General features: G+C 63.2%; 13 protein-coding genes and 1 riboswitch. Of the genes, 9 read left to right on the top strand and 4 right to left on the bottom strand.

Going from position 1 to position 13,014, the window contains the following annotated elements; all coding sequences use genetic code 11:
* Positions 1-175 precede the first annotated feature (175 nt).
* From ACIQYU_RS16095 to ACIQYU_RS16105, 3 genes are all read left to right on the top strand, one after another.
* Positions 176-1,168: a metalloregulator ArsR/SmtB family transcription factor gene (locus ACIQYU_RS16095; protein ID WP_207828564.1), complete on the top strand. Its 993-nt coding sequence runs from the start codon at positions 176-178 to the stop codon at positions 1,166-1,168.
* An 18-nt stretch (positions 1,169-1,186) separates the two neighbouring features.
* Positions 1,187-2,377: a methionine adenosyltransferase gene (metK, locus tag ACIQYU_RS16100; RefSeq protein ID WP_063911980.1), complete on the top strand. Its 1,191-nt coding sequence runs from the start codon at positions 1,187-1,189 to the stop codon at positions 2,375-2,377.
* 258 nt (positions 2,378-2,635) lie between these two features.
* The gene (locus tag ACIQYU_RS16105) at positions 2,636-3,028 is read left to right on the top strand and encodes a DUF1090 domain-containing protein (RefSeq protein ID WP_207828561.1); all 393 of its coding nucleotides are present in this window, start codon (positions 2,636-2,638) and stop codon (positions 3,026-3,028) included.
* A 183-nt stretch (positions 3,029-3,211) separates the two neighbouring features.
* Here the strand turns inward: ACIQYU_RS16105 and ACIQYU_RS16110 are convergent, their stop codons facing one another.
* Entirely contained in the window at positions 3,212-3,658 is a 447-nt protein-coding gene (locus ACIQYU_RS16110; RefSeq protein WP_025340887.1) for a cytochrome c, read from the bottom strand.
* A gap of 119 nt (positions 3,659-3,777) precedes the next feature.
* Between ACIQYU_RS16110 and ACIQYU_RS16115 the strand changes: the two genes are divergently transcribed.
* Entirely contained in the window at positions 3,778-4,929 is a 1,152-nt protein-coding gene (locus tag ACIQYU_RS16115; protein WP_207828559.1) for a murein transglycosylase A, read from the top strand.
* Between the two features lie 49 nt (positions 4,930-4,978).
* Here the strand turns inward: ACIQYU_RS16115 and ACIQYU_RS16120 are convergent, their stop codons facing one another.
* On the bottom strand, positions 4,979-5,365 hold the full coding sequence (locus ACIQYU_RS16120) for an MAPEG family protein (RefSeq protein ID WP_207828557.1): 387 nt from the start codon (positions 5,363-5,365) through the stop codon (positions 4,979-4,981).
* Between the two features lie 30 nt (positions 5,366-5,395).
* Positions 5,396-6,229 (bottom strand): EamA family transporter, encoded by an 834-nt coding sequence (locus ACIQYU_RS16125; protein ID WP_063911985.1) that lies wholly within the window; start codon positions 6,227-6,229, stop codon positions 5,396-5,398.
* A gap of 190 nt (positions 6,230-6,419) precedes the next feature.
* On the opposite strand from ACIQYU_RS16125, the gene ACIQYU_RS16130 reads away from it, so the two are divergent.
* The gene (locus ACIQYU_RS16130; protein ID WP_207828556.1) at positions 6,420-7,655 is read left to right on the top strand and encodes a sodium:proton antiporter; all 1,236 of its coding nucleotides are present in this window, start codon (positions 6,420-6,422) and stop codon (positions 7,653-7,655) included.
* A gap of 52 nt (positions 7,656-7,707) precedes the next feature.
* On the opposite strand, the gene ACIQYU_RS16135 is transcribed toward ACIQYU_RS16130, so the two are convergent.
* The gene (locus ACIQYU_RS16135; RefSeq protein ID WP_003257757.1) at positions 7,708-8,109 is read right to left on the bottom strand and encodes an acyl-CoA thioesterase; all 402 of its coding nucleotides are present in this window, start codon (positions 8,107-8,109) and stop codon (positions 7,708-7,710) included.
* A gap of 178 nt (positions 8,110-8,287) precedes the next feature.
* Positions 8,288-8,384: riboswitch (S-adenosyl-L-homocysteine riboswitch) on the top strand.
* 20 nt (positions 8,385-8,404) lie between these two features.
* On the opposite strand from ACIQYU_RS16135, the gene ahcY reads away from it, so the two are divergent.
* The 4 genes from ahcY (at position 8,405) to ACIQYU_RS16155 (ending at position 12,932) form a co-directional block, all read left to right on the top strand.
* Positions 8,405-9,814, top strand: a complete 1,410-nt coding sequence (ahcY, locus tag ACIQYU_RS16140) for an adenosylhomocysteinase (protein WP_207828553.1) — start codon at positions 8,405-8,407, stop codon at positions 9,812-9,814.
* Between the two features lie 149 nt (positions 9,815-9,963).
* Entirely contained in the window at positions 9,964-10,809 is an 846-nt protein-coding gene (gene metF / locus ACIQYU_RS16145; RefSeq protein WP_085621759.1) for a methylenetetrahydrofolate reductase [NAD(P)H], read from the top strand.
* Positions 10,810-10,901: 92 nt separating this feature from the next.
* Positions 10,902-11,978, top strand: coding sequence for a hypothetical protein (locus ACIQYU_RS16150; protein WP_402800778.1), 1,077 nt, complete (start codon positions 10,902-10,904; stop codon positions 11,976-11,978).
* A gap of 165 nt (positions 11,979-12,143) precedes the next feature.
* Entirely contained in the window at positions 12,144-12,932 is a 789-nt protein-coding gene (locus ACIQYU_RS16155) for an ABC transporter substrate-binding protein (protein ID WP_207828548.1), read from the top strand.
* The last annotated feature ends 82 nt before the right edge of the window (positions 12,933-13,014 follow it).

Consider the following 13,014-nt stretch of genomic DNA (forward strand, 5'->3'; position numbering starts at 1 on the left):
TGAACCCGCTCCCACAGGGTCGCACCAAGCCTGAGGGCAGTGCTGAACCTGTGGGAGCGGGTTCACCCGCGAAGAGGCCAGAAAGGGCAACCCCGCACTCCGCCCATCAGTCAATATCAAAACTTTTTGATATTGACCTTGCTAGGGCAATGATACCTGCCTAGACTGCCGCACCATGAACCTCCGTGCGCAATCGATCCCCGAGCAACGCGAAGCATTGGCTGCCCTGTGCAAAGCCAGTGGCGACGAGTTGCGCCTGAACGTGTTGCGCGCCCTGGCCAACGACTCGTTCGGCGTGCTGGAGCTGGCGCAGATCTTCGACGTGGGCCAGTCGGGCATGAGCCACCACTTGAAGGTGCTGGCCCAGGCCGAGCTGGTGGCGACCCGCCGCGAGGGCAATGCCATCTTCTACCGCCGCGCCCTGCCCGACAGCCTGCGCCTGGGCGGCCGGCTGCATGCGGCGCTGCTCGAAGAGGTGGATGACCTGACCCTGCCGCCTGACGTGCAGGCGCGCATCGCCCAGGTGCAGCAACGCCGCGCGGCCACCAGCCAGGACTTCTTCCTGCGCGTGGAAGAGAAGTTCCGTGCCCAGCAAGACCTGATCGCCGGCCTGCCGCAGTACCGCGAAAGCCTGCTGGCGTTGCTCGACAAACTGAATTTCGACCCGGCCGCCAGCGCCCTGGAGGTCGGCCCCGGCGACGGCGGTTTCCTCCCCGACCTGGCCCGGCGCTTCGCCCAGGTCACCGCCCTGGACAACAGCCCGACCATGCTCGAACTGGCGCGTCAGGTGTGCCAGCGCGAGGGGCTCGACAACGTGAACCTGCAGTTGGCCGATGCACTGGGTGCAACGGATGTGGCCGCCGACTGCGTTGTGCTGAACATGGTGCTGCACCATTTCAGCGACCCGGCCCTGGCCTTGCGCCAGCTGGCCAAACGGGTGAAGGCAGGCGGCAGCCTGCTGGTCACCGAACTGTGCAGCCATGACCAGGGGTGGGCGCGGGAAGCCTGCGGCGACCTCTGGCTGGGCTTTGAACAGGACGACCTGGCCCGTTGGGCCAACGCTGCCGGGCTGGTCCCCGGGGACAGCCTGTACGTGGGCTTGCGTAACGGTTTCCAGATCCAGGTCCGCCATTTCCAGCGGACGGCTGGCGACATACACCATCGGTAAATTTCAGGAACCTTCGAGATGAGCGAATACTCCCTTTTCACCTCCGAGTCCGTGTCCGAAGGGCATCCGGACAAGATCGCCGACCAGATTTCGGACGCTGTCCTTGATGCCATCATCGCCCAGGACAAATACGCCCGCGTAGCCTGCGAAACCCTGGTCAAGACCGGTGTCGCCATCATCGCCGGCGAAGTCACCACCTCCGCCTGGGTCGACCTGGAAGAGTTGGTGCGCAAGGTCATCATCGACATCGGCTACAACAGCTCCGACGTCGGCTTCGACGGCGCCACCTGCGCCGTGATGAACATCATCGGCAAGCAGTCGGTGGACATCGCCCAGGGCGTCGACCGCTCCCGCCCGGAAGACCAGGGTGCCGGTGACCAGGGCCTGATGTTCGGCTACGCCAGCAACGAAACCGACGTGTTGATGCCGGCACCGATCTGCTTCTCGCACCGCCTGGTCGAGCGCCAGGCCGAAGCGCGCAAATCGAAACTGCTGCCATGGCTGCGCCCGGACGCCAAGTCGCAGGTCACCTGCCGTTACGAAAATGGCAAGGTGGTCGGCATCGACGCCGTGGTGCTGTCGACCCAGCACAACCCAGAGGTTTCGCAGAAAGACCTGCAGGAAGCCGTGATGGAGTTGATCGTCAAGCACACCCTGCCTGCCGAACTGCTGCACAAGGGCACCCAGTACCACATCAACCCGACCGGCAACTTCATCATCGGTGGCCCGGTGGGTGACTGCGGCCTGACCGGGCGCAAGATCATCGTCGACTCCTACGGTGGCATGGCCCGCCATGGTGGTGGCGCGTTCTCCGGCAAGGACCCGTCCAAGGTCGACCGCTCCGCCGCCTACGCCGGCCGCTACGTGGCCAAGAACATCGTCGCCGCCGGCCTGGCCGAGCGTTGCGAGATCCAGGTGTCGTACGCCATCGGCGTGGCCCAGCCGACCTCCATCTCGATCAACACCTTCGGTACCGGCAAGGTCTCCGACGACAAGATCGTCCAGTTGGTGCGCGAGTGCTTCGACCTGCGCCCGTACGCCATCACCACCATGCTCGACCTGCTGCACCCGATGTACCAGGAAACCGCTGCCTACGGCCACTTCGGCCGTACCCCGCAGCAGAAGACGGTCGGCGACGACACCTTCACCACCTTCACCTGGGAGCGCACCGACCGCGCCCAGTCGCTGCGTGACGCTGCCGGTCTGTAAGTTTCCTGCAGCGCCGGACGAAAGCCCCTGCCGAGCAATCGGCAGGGGCTTTTTTGTGTTTGCCGGCTCAGCGGCAAGGCCGGGCTCGACGGATTCAGGATCGACAGGCACAGCATCGAGCAATGAATTTTTACCAATTTGCCTGCAGGAAAAACCCGAGATTCAGCCGGAAAGCCCCAACAAGGGTTTCTAAATGGGCAAAACCAAGGCAGGATTTCCCCCAACTTTTGCTGCCCCGCCCCGTCAAGGAGGCTTTTCATGAAACGTATTTCGACCCTTTTCCTGCTCGCGACACTAGGCCTGGCCGCTGGCGCTGTACAAGCTGCCCAGCCGGATGCCGGCCTGACCGGTTGCGCCGCCAAGCGCAGCGCCATCGAGAACCAGTTGAAGATTGCCCGTGACCACGGCAACAACGACCAGGTCGCAGGGCTGGAGGAGGCGCTGCGTGGGGTCGATAACTGCACCGATGCCAGCCTGCGCAAGGAACGTGAGCAAAAGGTGCTCGAAGCCCGTCACGAAGTGGCGCAGCGGGAAAAGGACTTGAAGAAAGCCGAGAAGAAAGGCGATTCGGAGAAGATCAACAAGCGCAAGGACAAGCTGGCCGAGTCGCGCAAGGAACTGCAGGAAGCGGTGGAGGATCTGGATCGCTGACTTTCCCTGGTATGCGCCATTCCTGTGGGAGCGGGCGTGTCGAGGCGTCGAACCGCCGCGAAGCAAGCGCCGCGGTGGATGGCACGGGCTTCGCCCGTGTTCGCGGGCGCGCCCGCTCCCACAGGAATTTCGCCAGTTTGCAGAAATCGAGCAAGACAGCTGCTCCCCGCACGGGCAGTCAAGTCAGTGATTGCGGAATTCGGTATGACAAGCCTTGCAAGCCGCTTCGACCTTGTCCATCGGCGCCTTCAACTGCGCAGCGTCCAGCGGCTGGCCGCGGGTGACATCGACCAGTTCGCCAGTGACGCCTTCCAGCTGCCGGGCCAGGTCATGAAAGCGCGCCTGGCGCTCCCATACCTCGGCACGCGCGCTGCTGTCGCCACCATCGCGGGCCTGTGGAAAGTGCTGCCAGGGTTGGTGCGAAAGGTTGTCCAGTTTCAGTGCACCGTCGGCGAACTTCACCCCGTCGAACGGCAACCGGCCACGCAGCATGCCACCCAGGTCTTCGCTGGTCTTGAGCATGTCCTTGAAGATCACCTTGCGCTTGCCCAGCGGGGAGTTCGGGTCAACCCGATCGCAACCCCCCAGGGCCAGTGCTGCCAGCAGAACAACGGTCAATCGCTTCAACATCACGGTCACTTCGGCCTACGCAAATGGGCGGCCAGTATCGCTGCCCAAGGGCCAAAGACCAATAGCCACATAAAAAACAGGGGCGAATATTCATGTTCACCCATGACAGGAACGTACTCATGAAATCTGCCCTGCGCCATCTGGCCTGGACACTGCCGGCGCTGGCCCTGCTGGCCGGCTGCAACGGTGGCGAAAGTGCCAAACCCGAGCCGCACGCCATCGCCACCTACGCCAATGCCACCTGGCAGGACCTGCCCACCGTCAGCGACAGCGATCTGATAGCCGGCTTCCAGGCCTGGCGCAACGGCTGTGAAAAGCTTAAGCGCGACACCGTCTGGGCCAGCACCTGCGAAACAGCCGCCAGCGTACCCGACAATGCCCTGCAGGTACGCGCCTTCCTGCAACAGAACCTGCAGGTATACGGCCTGCGTTCGGCCGAAAACAATGCCAACGGCCTGATCACCGGTTACTACGAACCGGTCTACCCTGGCAGCCTGAGCCAGTCGGCGACCAACCATGTGGCAGTTTACGGCATCCCCGAAGACATGATCGTGGTCGACCTGGCCAGCGTGTACCCCGAACTCAAAGGCAAGCGCCTGCGCGGTCGCCTTGATGGCCGGGTGCTCAAGCCTTACGACACCGCCGAGGTGATCAACCGTGACGGCGTCAAGGCACCGGTGCTGGCCTGGCTGACCGACCCGATGGACCTGCAGTTCCTGCAGATCCAGGGCTCCGGCCGGGTACAACTGGAAGACGGCCGCCAGCTGCGCCTGGGTTACGCCGACCAGAACGGCCACCCCTACCGCCCAATCGGGCGCTGGCTGGTGGAACAGGGCCAGTTGAAGAAGGAAGAAGTGAGCATGGGCGCCATTCACGCCTGGGCCCAGGCCAACCCGCAGCGGGTGCCGGAACTGCTCGCCAGCAACCCCAGCTACGTATTCTTCAGCACCCGCCCGGACAGCAACGAAGGGCCTCGTGGTTCGCTGAACGTGCCGCTGACCGCTGGCTACAGCGTGGCCATCGACCGCAAGGTGATTCCGCTGGGCAGCCTGCTGTGGCTTTCCACCACTCGCCCGGACGGAACCCCGGTGGTACGCCCGGTGGGGGCTCAGGATACCGGTGGGGCAATTACGGGCGAGGTGCGCGCGGACCTGTTCTGGGGCACCGGGCCGGAAGCCGGAGAGCTGGCCGGGAACATGAAGCAGCAAGGGCAGATCTGGATGCTGTGGCCCAAGGGCAAGCCACTGCCTGAAGTACCTAAAGTGCCTTGATCGGTGCTGGATTCTTCGCGGGTAAACCCGCGAAGAAGGCGACGCGGTCTCAGATCGAAACCACGAAGAACGCCACGATCATCGCCATCCCGGCAAACCACACCAGCGATCGCAAGGCAGCCCAGTCGGCCAGGTAACAGATGATGTAAAGCAGCCGACTGGTGATGTACATCACCCCCAGCACATCCTGGGTCACCTGCTCGGCATTGCCGACGATATCCGCCACCAGCACCGCCGCGGCAAATGCCGGAAAGGCCTCGAAACCGTTCTGCTGGGCAGCATGCGCGCGCCGCGGTAGCCCGGACAGGGTATCCAGGAACGCACGCGGGTCGTGGTTGTCGCGCAGGCGGAAGCGGCCACTGCTGACTTTGGCGATCAAACCACACAGTGGCGGCAAGACCAGCGCAATCAGGATGCACCACAGGGCAACGGTCATGGACAGGACTCCTTGTTCAGTCTTTTCGGGTCAAAGCTTCATTACCAGCATGCCGGCCAACACCAGCCCGCAAGCTAGGAGTCTCGGCCCGCCAAAAGGTTCTTTCAGGTAGCGCATGCCCAACAGCACCACCAGGATCACGCTCAACTCGCGCAGTGCCGCCGCCTCGGCCACCGACCCCAGGTGCATGGCCCACAGCACCAGCGCGTAGCTGAGCAATACGCACAACCCCACCGCCAGCCCCAGACGCCACTGCAGGCGCCAGAACAGCACGAACGGCGCACGTCGTGCCACGCTGGCCAGCAGCGGGAAGGGCCAGGCACTGAGCAAGGTCAGCCACACCAGGTAATCCCAGGGCTTGCCCCACAAGCGCACGGCCTGGCCGTCGAACCAGGTGTAGCAACCAATGCACAGGCCTATCAGGGCCACCACCGGCAGCATCGACCAAGGCAGCCGGTCACCGCCACCGCCCTGCCACAACAGGCAAGCCATGCCACAAGGGATCAGCAGGATGCCGATGATCTGCTGCTGGCTCAGCGACTCGCCGGCAAAGGCCAGGGTCAGTCCCAGCACCACCAGCGGCGACAGCCCGCGCATCAGAGGATAGACCAGCCCCAGGTCGCCCACGCGGTAGGCCTGGATAAGCAGGAAGCGGTACAGCTGCTCGGCCAGCGCCGAAGCCAGCAGCCAGGGCCAGATGTTGGCCGGCGGCACCTCGACGAAGGGCACCGCCAGCACCGCGAAGGCCAACGCCACCGTATCCATGCTGGCGATCACCAGCAGGCGCTCGCCGCTGAATTTGATCAGGGTATTCCAGGTCGCGTGCAGCAGGGCGGCGATCAGTACCAGGGAAGTTGCCAGCACGCCTTCTTATCCTTGTGGCTTTTCATGGCTGTGAATATATAGCGTTCGGGGGCCGCTGTGCGGCCCCTTGTACGGGAACGATTGGAACGAATCTGGTCAAACCTTGTGTCCCGAACCCCGCGCCAGGTCATCAAAGAACTGCCCGAGCCGTTCGGGTTACGACTTGGAAGCCACTGTTACAGGATTCGGGATGCTTGAACTCGTTGCTGCGTTTATCTGCCTCACTACCCTCCTCACCTATGTAAATTACCGTTTCATCGGCCTGCCCCCCGCCATCGGCGTAATGGTCACGGCCCTGCTGTTCTCCCTGATGCTGCAAGGCCTGAGCCTGATCGGCTTCCCTGGCCTGGAAGCACGCGTCGAAGGGCTGATGAACCAGATCGACTTCAACGACCTGCTGATGCACTGGATGCTGGCGTTCCTGCTGTTCGCCGGGGCCTTGCACGTCAACCTCTCCGACCTGCGCAGCTACCGCTGGCCCATCGGCCTGCTGGCCACCGTCGGCGTATTGATTGCCACCGTGGTCATCGGCTACCTGTCGCATTGGGTGTTCGCCCTGTTCGGCTGGCAGGTGCCGCTGATCTACTGCCTGTTGTTCGGTGCGCTGATCTCGCCCACCGACCCGATTGCCGTGCTTGGTGCACTACGTACCGCCAATGCCTCGAAACCGCTTAAAACAACCATCGTCGGCGAGTCGCTGTTCAACGATGGCACTGCGGTAGTGGTGTTCACCGTGCTGCTGGGCATCATCCAGCTGGGCGAGACGCCGAGCATGACCGACACCGCGATCCTGTTCGCCCGCGAGGCCATCGGCGGCGTGGTGTTCGGCGGCCTGATCGGCTACGCCACCTACCGCATGATCAAGAGCGTCGAGCAATATCAGGTGGAAGTGATGCTGACCCTGGCGCTGGTCATCGGCGGCTCGGCGATGTGCTACGAGCTGCACGTTTCGGCGCCGATCGCCATGGTGGTGGCCGGGCTGATCATCGGCAACCTGGGGCGCAACCTGGCGATGAACGACATGACCCGTCGCTACATGGACGGTTTCTGGGAGCTGATCGACGACATGCTCAACGCCCTGCTGTTCGCGTTGATCGGCCTGGAACTGTTGCTGCTGCCATTCAACTGGATGCACCTGGCAGCCGGTGGCGTGCTGGCGCTGGCGGTGCTGCTGTCGCGGCTGCTGACCGTGGCCCCGGCGATCGTGCTGCTGCGGCGCTGGCGCCCGGTGCCCAAGGGCACGGTGCGGGTGCTGACCTGGGGTGGCCTGCGCGGTGGGGTGTCGGTAGCCCTGGCACTGTCACTGCCACAGGGCGAGGAACGTGACCTGCTGCTGTCGATCACCTACATCGTGGTGCTGTCGTCGATCCTGGTGCAGGGGTTGAGTATCGGCCGGGTGGTGCGCAAGGTCAGCGCTCAGCCTTGAGATAGTTTCCGGCCTCTTCGCGGGCTTGCCCGCGAAGCGCCAAATGCTGAACTTATTCCACCGCGGAATCCGGGAACTGGTCCTGGATGTACTTGATCTCGGTCCGCCCATGCGCCGCCGGCAGCCCGTCCTCGCCAAGGTTGACGAAGACCATCTTGTCGACCGTGAGGATGGCCTTGCGGGTGATCTTGTTGCGCACTTCGCACTTGAGGGTGATCGAGGTGCGGCCGAACTCGGTGGCGGTGATGCCCAGCTCGATGATGTCGCCCTGGCGCGAGGCACTGACGAAGTTGATTTCCGATATGTACTTGGTCACCACACGCTGGTTGCCCAGCTGGACGATGGCGTAGATCGCCGCCTCTTCGTCGATCCAGCGCAACAGGCTGCCACCGAACAGGGTGCCATTGGGGTTGAGGTCTTCGGGTTTAACCCACTTGCGGGTATGAAAGTTCATCTGTACTCCTGACCTGCCTGACTAACGTGTAGCAATGATGGCAGAGCGGCCGCTGTCGCTCCATTGAACATCGACTATCGTCGCGATTAATCGACAGAAAACCTTGGGCAAGCCGACGGGCGCGGCTATAATCTCTGCCGCTTTACATGGCCGCCCACAGCGGCGCCATGCCCGCCACCCGTCCGAGGGGCGCTGCAGCAGGCTAGGCCTGTCAGGCTCGGATGGGGCGTTGCTCGCTCTCGCGGGCGCTTAACGCACAACGGCGCCCATTCGCACACTACGAATGGAGGCTCTCATGAGCGCTGCAAACATGCCTGCTGGTTTTACCGATTACAAAGTCGCCGACATCTCCCTGGCCGCCTGGGGCCGTCGCGAAACCATCATCGCCGAATCGGAAATGCCTGCACTGATGGGCCTGCGTCGCAAGTACCTGGCCGAGCAACCGCTCAAGGGTGCGAAGATCCTGGGCTGCATCCATATGACCATCCAGACCGCCGTGCTGATCGAAACCCTGGTTGCCCTGGGTGCCGAAGTGCGCTGGTCGTCCTGCAACATCTTCTCCACCCAGGACCAGGCCGCCGCCTCCATCGCCGCCGCCGGTATCCCGGTGTTCGCCTGGAAAGGTGAAACCGAGCAAGAGTACGAGTGGTGCCTGGAACAGACCATCCTCAAGGATGGCCAGCCATGGGACGCCAACATGGTCCTCGACGACGGTGGCGACCTGACCGAACTGCTGCACAAGAAGTACCCGCAAGTACTGGAGCGCGTGCACGGCATCACCGAAGAGACCACTACCGGCGTGCACCGCCTGCTGGACATGCTGGCCAAGGGCGAGCTGAAAGTCCCGGCGATCAACGTCAACGACTCGGTCACCAAGAGCAAGAACGACAACAAGTACGGCTGCCGTCACAGCCTGAACGACGCCATCAAACGTGGTACCGACCACCTGCTGTCGGGCAAGCAGGCCCTGGTGATCGGCTACGGTGACGTGGGCAAGGGCTCGGCCCAGTCCCTGCGCCAGGAAGGCATGATCGTCAAGGTCACCGAAGTCGACCCGATCTGCGCCATGCAGGCTTGCATGGACGGTTTCGAAGTGGTTTCGCCGTTCATCGACGGTATCAACAACGGCACCGAAGCCAGCATCGACAAGGCCCTGCTGGGCAAGATCGACCTGATCGTGACCACCACCGGCAACGTCAACGTGTGCGACGCCAACATGCTCAAGGCGCTGAAGAAGCGTGCCGTAGTGTGCAACATCGGCCACTTCGACAACGAGATCGACACCGCCTTCATGCGCAAGAACTGGGCCTGGGAAGAGGTCAAACCGCAGGTGCACAAGATCCACCGCACCGGCGCTGGCAGCTTCGACCCGCAGAACGACGACTACCTGATCCTGCTGGCCGAAGGCCGCCTGGTCAACCTGGGTAACGCCACTGGCCACCCAAGCCGCATCATGGACGGTTCGTTCGCCAACCAGGTACTGGCGCAGATCTTCCTGTTCGAGCAGAAGTTCGCCGACCTGTCGGCCGAGAAGAAAGCCGAACGCCTGACCGTTGAAGTACTGCCGAAGAAGCTCGACGAAGAAGTGGCCCTGGAAATGGTCCGCGGCTTCGGCGGCGTGGTCACCCAGCTGACCAAGCAGCAGGCCGAGTACATCGGCGTCACCGTCGAAGGCCCGTTCAAACCGCACGCCTACCGCTACTAAGCGGCAAACTTGACGCTTCAAGCGGCAAGTTTGCCGCTTGAAGCTCAAGCATAAAGGATCTTGAACGATGCCCAAGCCAGGCCGGCCATAACCGATCTGGCTTTTACTTGCAGCCTGCCGCTTGCAGCTGGCTGCCAGAGGAACGCCTGATGTCCCAGGAACGCCGTTACAGTTTCGAGTTCTTCCCGACCAAGACCGATGCCGGTCACGAAAAGCTGATGGGCGTCGCCCGCCAGCTGGCCGCCTACAACCCGGACTTCTTCTCCTGCACCTACGGTGCCGGTGGCTCGACCCGCGACCGCACGCTGAATACCGTGCTGCAGCTGGAAAGCGAAGTGAAGGTACCTGCCGCACCGCACCTGTCGTGCGTCGGCGACACCAAGGCCGAACTGCGCACCCTGCTGGCCGAATACAAGGCTGCCGGCATCAAGCGCATCGTTGCCCTGCGTGGCGACCTGCCATCGGGCATGGGCATGGCCAGTGGCGAACTGCGCTACGCCAGCGACCTGGTCGAATTCATCCGCCAGGAAACCGCTGATCACTTCCACCTGGAAGTTGCCGCCTACCCGGAGATGCATCCACAGGCCCGCAACTTCGAGGCTGACCTGGCCAACTTCGTGCACAAGGTCAAGGCCGGTGCCGACAGCGCCATCACCCAGTACTTCTTCAACGCCGACAGCTACTTCTACTTTGTCGAGCGCGCGCAGAAGCTGGGCGTGGACATCCCGGTGGTGCCTGGCATCATGCCGATCACCAACTACAGCAAGCTGGCGCGCTTCTCCGATGCCTGTGGCGCCGAGATCCCGCGCTGGATCCGCAAGCAGCTGGAAGCCTATGCCGACGACACCGCCAGCATCCAGGCATTCGGCGAAGAAGTGATCACCCGCATGTGCGAACAGCTGCTGCAAGGCGGCGCACCGGGCCTGCACTTCTACACCTTGAACCAGGCCGAGCCGAGTCTGGCGATCTGGAACAATCTGAAGCTGCCACGCTGAAATTTTTTGCAAAATCTGTTTAAGATCTGATTAAGGCTTTGGTCATAGACTAAAGCCTTATTCATTTTCCGGTTACACAGGTCTTGCCTGCCATGCAGTCCCACCCGCCATCGCGTCCACAGCTCGTCTACCTGGCATTTGGCCCGGCAACCTACCATCAGGAAGCCTGCTTCAGCATCGTCAGCGCCCTCGCCCACCTGGGCACGGCAGCAGGCGAAGCCATGGACATACAGGTCTACACCGACAACCCGCAGCCCTATGCCGGCCTGCCGGTCACCGTACACCTGCTGGACGAGGCCACGCGCCAGGCCTGGAACGCCCCCCACGGTTATCACTTTCGCAGCAAGCACGTGCTGTTGCGCCAGGTGCTGCAGCAACACCCGCTGGCAGTGCTGATCGACACCGACACCTTCTTCCGCAAGTCGCCGCTGGAGCTGTTCGCCCGGGTAGCCCCAGGCCGCCTGCTGTGCAATGCCATCGGCGCGCGCTACGGCAGCAACCAGAAGTGCCTGCTGTACAAGAACCTGCTGGCCATCCTCGAATCCCGGGGCCTGGCCGATTGCCAGATGCCACTGGTCAACTCCGGGGTGATCGGCCTTACCGCCGAAGACGCCGGCACGCTGGACCGCTCCATCGCCATGATGGACGAGTTCCACCCCCTGGCTCGCGAAGCCTATACCCTTGAGGAGTTCTGCCTGGCGGTGGCGGCCTACCGCAGGCTGGAGCTGGCCGAATGCACCGATGTCATCCACCACTACTGGAGCCGCAAGGCGCAGTTCCGCGCCAAGATCCAGGCCTGGCTGCGCAAGCACGGCCATGACCCGCTGAGCCAGGCGGCGCTGGCCGACGTGCCCCTGGTCAATGACCAGCTGCCACGGCCGCCGGCCCTGCAACGGCTGGGTTACAAGGCACTGAGCATGACCCTGCCCAGCCACGAACGCCAGTTCGCCCGCGAGTTGCTGTATGGCTGCTACCCCTACCCCAACGAGTTCGACCGCGCCTGCGCGCCGGCCTGGTGGGACAAGGCCCTGGAAAACCTCAACGCCCGCCATGGCCACATGGATCCCGAGCAACTGCGCCAGTGCCTGCGCCACCCGGGGTTGCGCCTGTCACTGGGCGAGCGGCGCAAAGATATCGAGGCACATCTGCTGAAGTCTTCCCACACTTGAGTGACCTGTACCGGCCTCTTCGCGGGTAAACCCGCTCCCACAGGATCTCTGCTGGCTTGCAGACTTGCGCAGTACTTGTGGGAGCGGGTTTACCCGCGAAGAGGCCGGTACAGGAGAACACCATCCCCACTGGCCTTGAACAGGCCGAGCGCGTAATCTCCGGCCATGCCACACGTCGCCCGTCTGTTCTGGATCCTGTTGCTCGCCTGCCTGAGCCCGCTGGCTCTGGGCGAGCGCCTGCGCCTGGTGACCGACGACTGGGCACCCTATGTGTACCAGCAGGACGGCCAGCCGCGCGGCATCGACTACGAAGTCACCACCCAGGTGTTCCAACGCCTTGGCGTCGAGGTGGAATGGCAGTTCCTGCCCTGGAAGCGCTGCCTGGCAATGATCGAGCAGGGCCTGGCCGATGGCATCATGGATATCTTCCAGGCCGAGTCGCGCCAGCCCTACCTGGTGTATGCCCCCGAGCCCATGTCGGAGGTCGAGTTCGTCCTGTTCCAGGCCCGCGCACGTCGCCATGCCGTCACGGCCCTGGATGACCTTGCCGGCCTCACCGTCGGCACCTCACCCGGCTACGCCTATGGTGCAACGTTCAACGAGGCCGCACATTTCAGGCGCGAAGCCGCGCCTACCCATGAAGCCAACTTCGGCAAGCTGATGCTGGGCCGCATCGACCTGGCAATCACCGACCGCAGGGTCGGCCATTACCTGCTGCGGCATCTGGGCCTGCAACAGCAAGTCGAGGAGCTGCCGCTGGTGATCAGCCGCCAGGCGCAATACCTGGGGCTGGCACGCAAGCCGGGGCGGGAGGCACTGGCCCAGGCCTTCGCCGTGGAACTGCGGCGCTTCAAGCAGGAACCCGCCTACGCGGCGATCAGCAACCGCTACATAGGCAACATCGGAAACACTCTCAACGCCGTTGAGCAGCAGGAAAGCAGCACAGCGCGTTAGCTCTGTTATACTCGGGCCTTCCCGCCCGGCTCACGCCCGGACGCTCGGCCTCGCAACAGGCATCCCGATCGGCATCGACGCG

Source organism: Pseudomonas sp. NPDC096925, assembly GCF_044762545.1.
In the GTDB taxonomy this organism is placed as follows: Bacteria; Pseudomonadota; Gammaproteobacteria; order Pseudomonadales; family Pseudomonadaceae; genus Aquipseudomonas.

Bases quoted from the DNA above. Each gene is read 5' to 3' on its own strand.
- ACIQYU_RS16105 (WP_207828561.1), top strand. From the start codon at position 2,636: ATGAAACGTATTTCGACCCTTTTCCTGCTCGCGACACTAGGCCTGGCC.
- ACIQYU_RS16095 (WP_207828564.1), top strand. From the start codon at position 176: ATGAACCTCCGTGCGCAATCGATCCCCGAGCAACGCGAAGCATTGGCT.
- ACIQYU_RS16115 (WP_207828559.1), top strand. From the start codon at position 3,778: ATGAAATCTGCCCTGCGCCATCTGGCCTGGACACTGCCGGCGCTGGCC.
- metF (WP_085621759.1), top strand. From the start codon at position 9,964: ATGTCCCAGGAACGCCGTTACAGTTTCGAGTTCTTCCCGACCAAGACC.
- ACIQYU_RS16130 (WP_207828556.1), top strand. From the start codon at position 6,420: ATGCTTGAACTCGTTGCTGCGTTTATCTGCCTCACTACCCTCCTCACC.
- metK (WP_063911980.1), top strand. From the start codon at position 1,187: ATGAGCGAATACTCCCTTTTCACCTCCGAGTCCGTGTCCGAAGGGCAT.
- ahcY (WP_207828553.1), top strand. From the start codon at position 8,405: ATGAGCGCTGCAAACATGCCTGCTGGTTTTACCGATTACAAAGTCGCC.
- ACIQYU_RS16150 (WP_402800778.1), top strand. From the start codon at position 10,902: ATGCAGTCCCACCCGCCATCGCGTCCACAGCTCGTCTACCTGGCATTT.
- ACIQYU_RS16135 (WP_003257757.1), bottom strand. From the start codon at position 8,109: ATGAACTTTCATACCCGCAAGTGGGTTAAACCCGAAGACCTCAACCCC.
- ACIQYU_RS16155 (WP_207828548.1), top strand. From the start codon at position 12,144: ATGCCACACGTCGCCCGTCTGTTCTGGATCCTGTTGCTCGCCTGCCTG.
- ACIQYU_RS16120 (WP_207828557.1), bottom strand. From the start codon at position 5,365: ATGACCGTTGCCCTGTGGTGCATCCTGATTGCGCTGGTCTTGCCGCCA.
- ACIQYU_RS16110 (WP_025340887.1), bottom strand. From the start codon at position 3,658: ATGTTGAAGCGATTGACCGTTGTTCTGCTGGCAGCACTGGCCCTGGGG.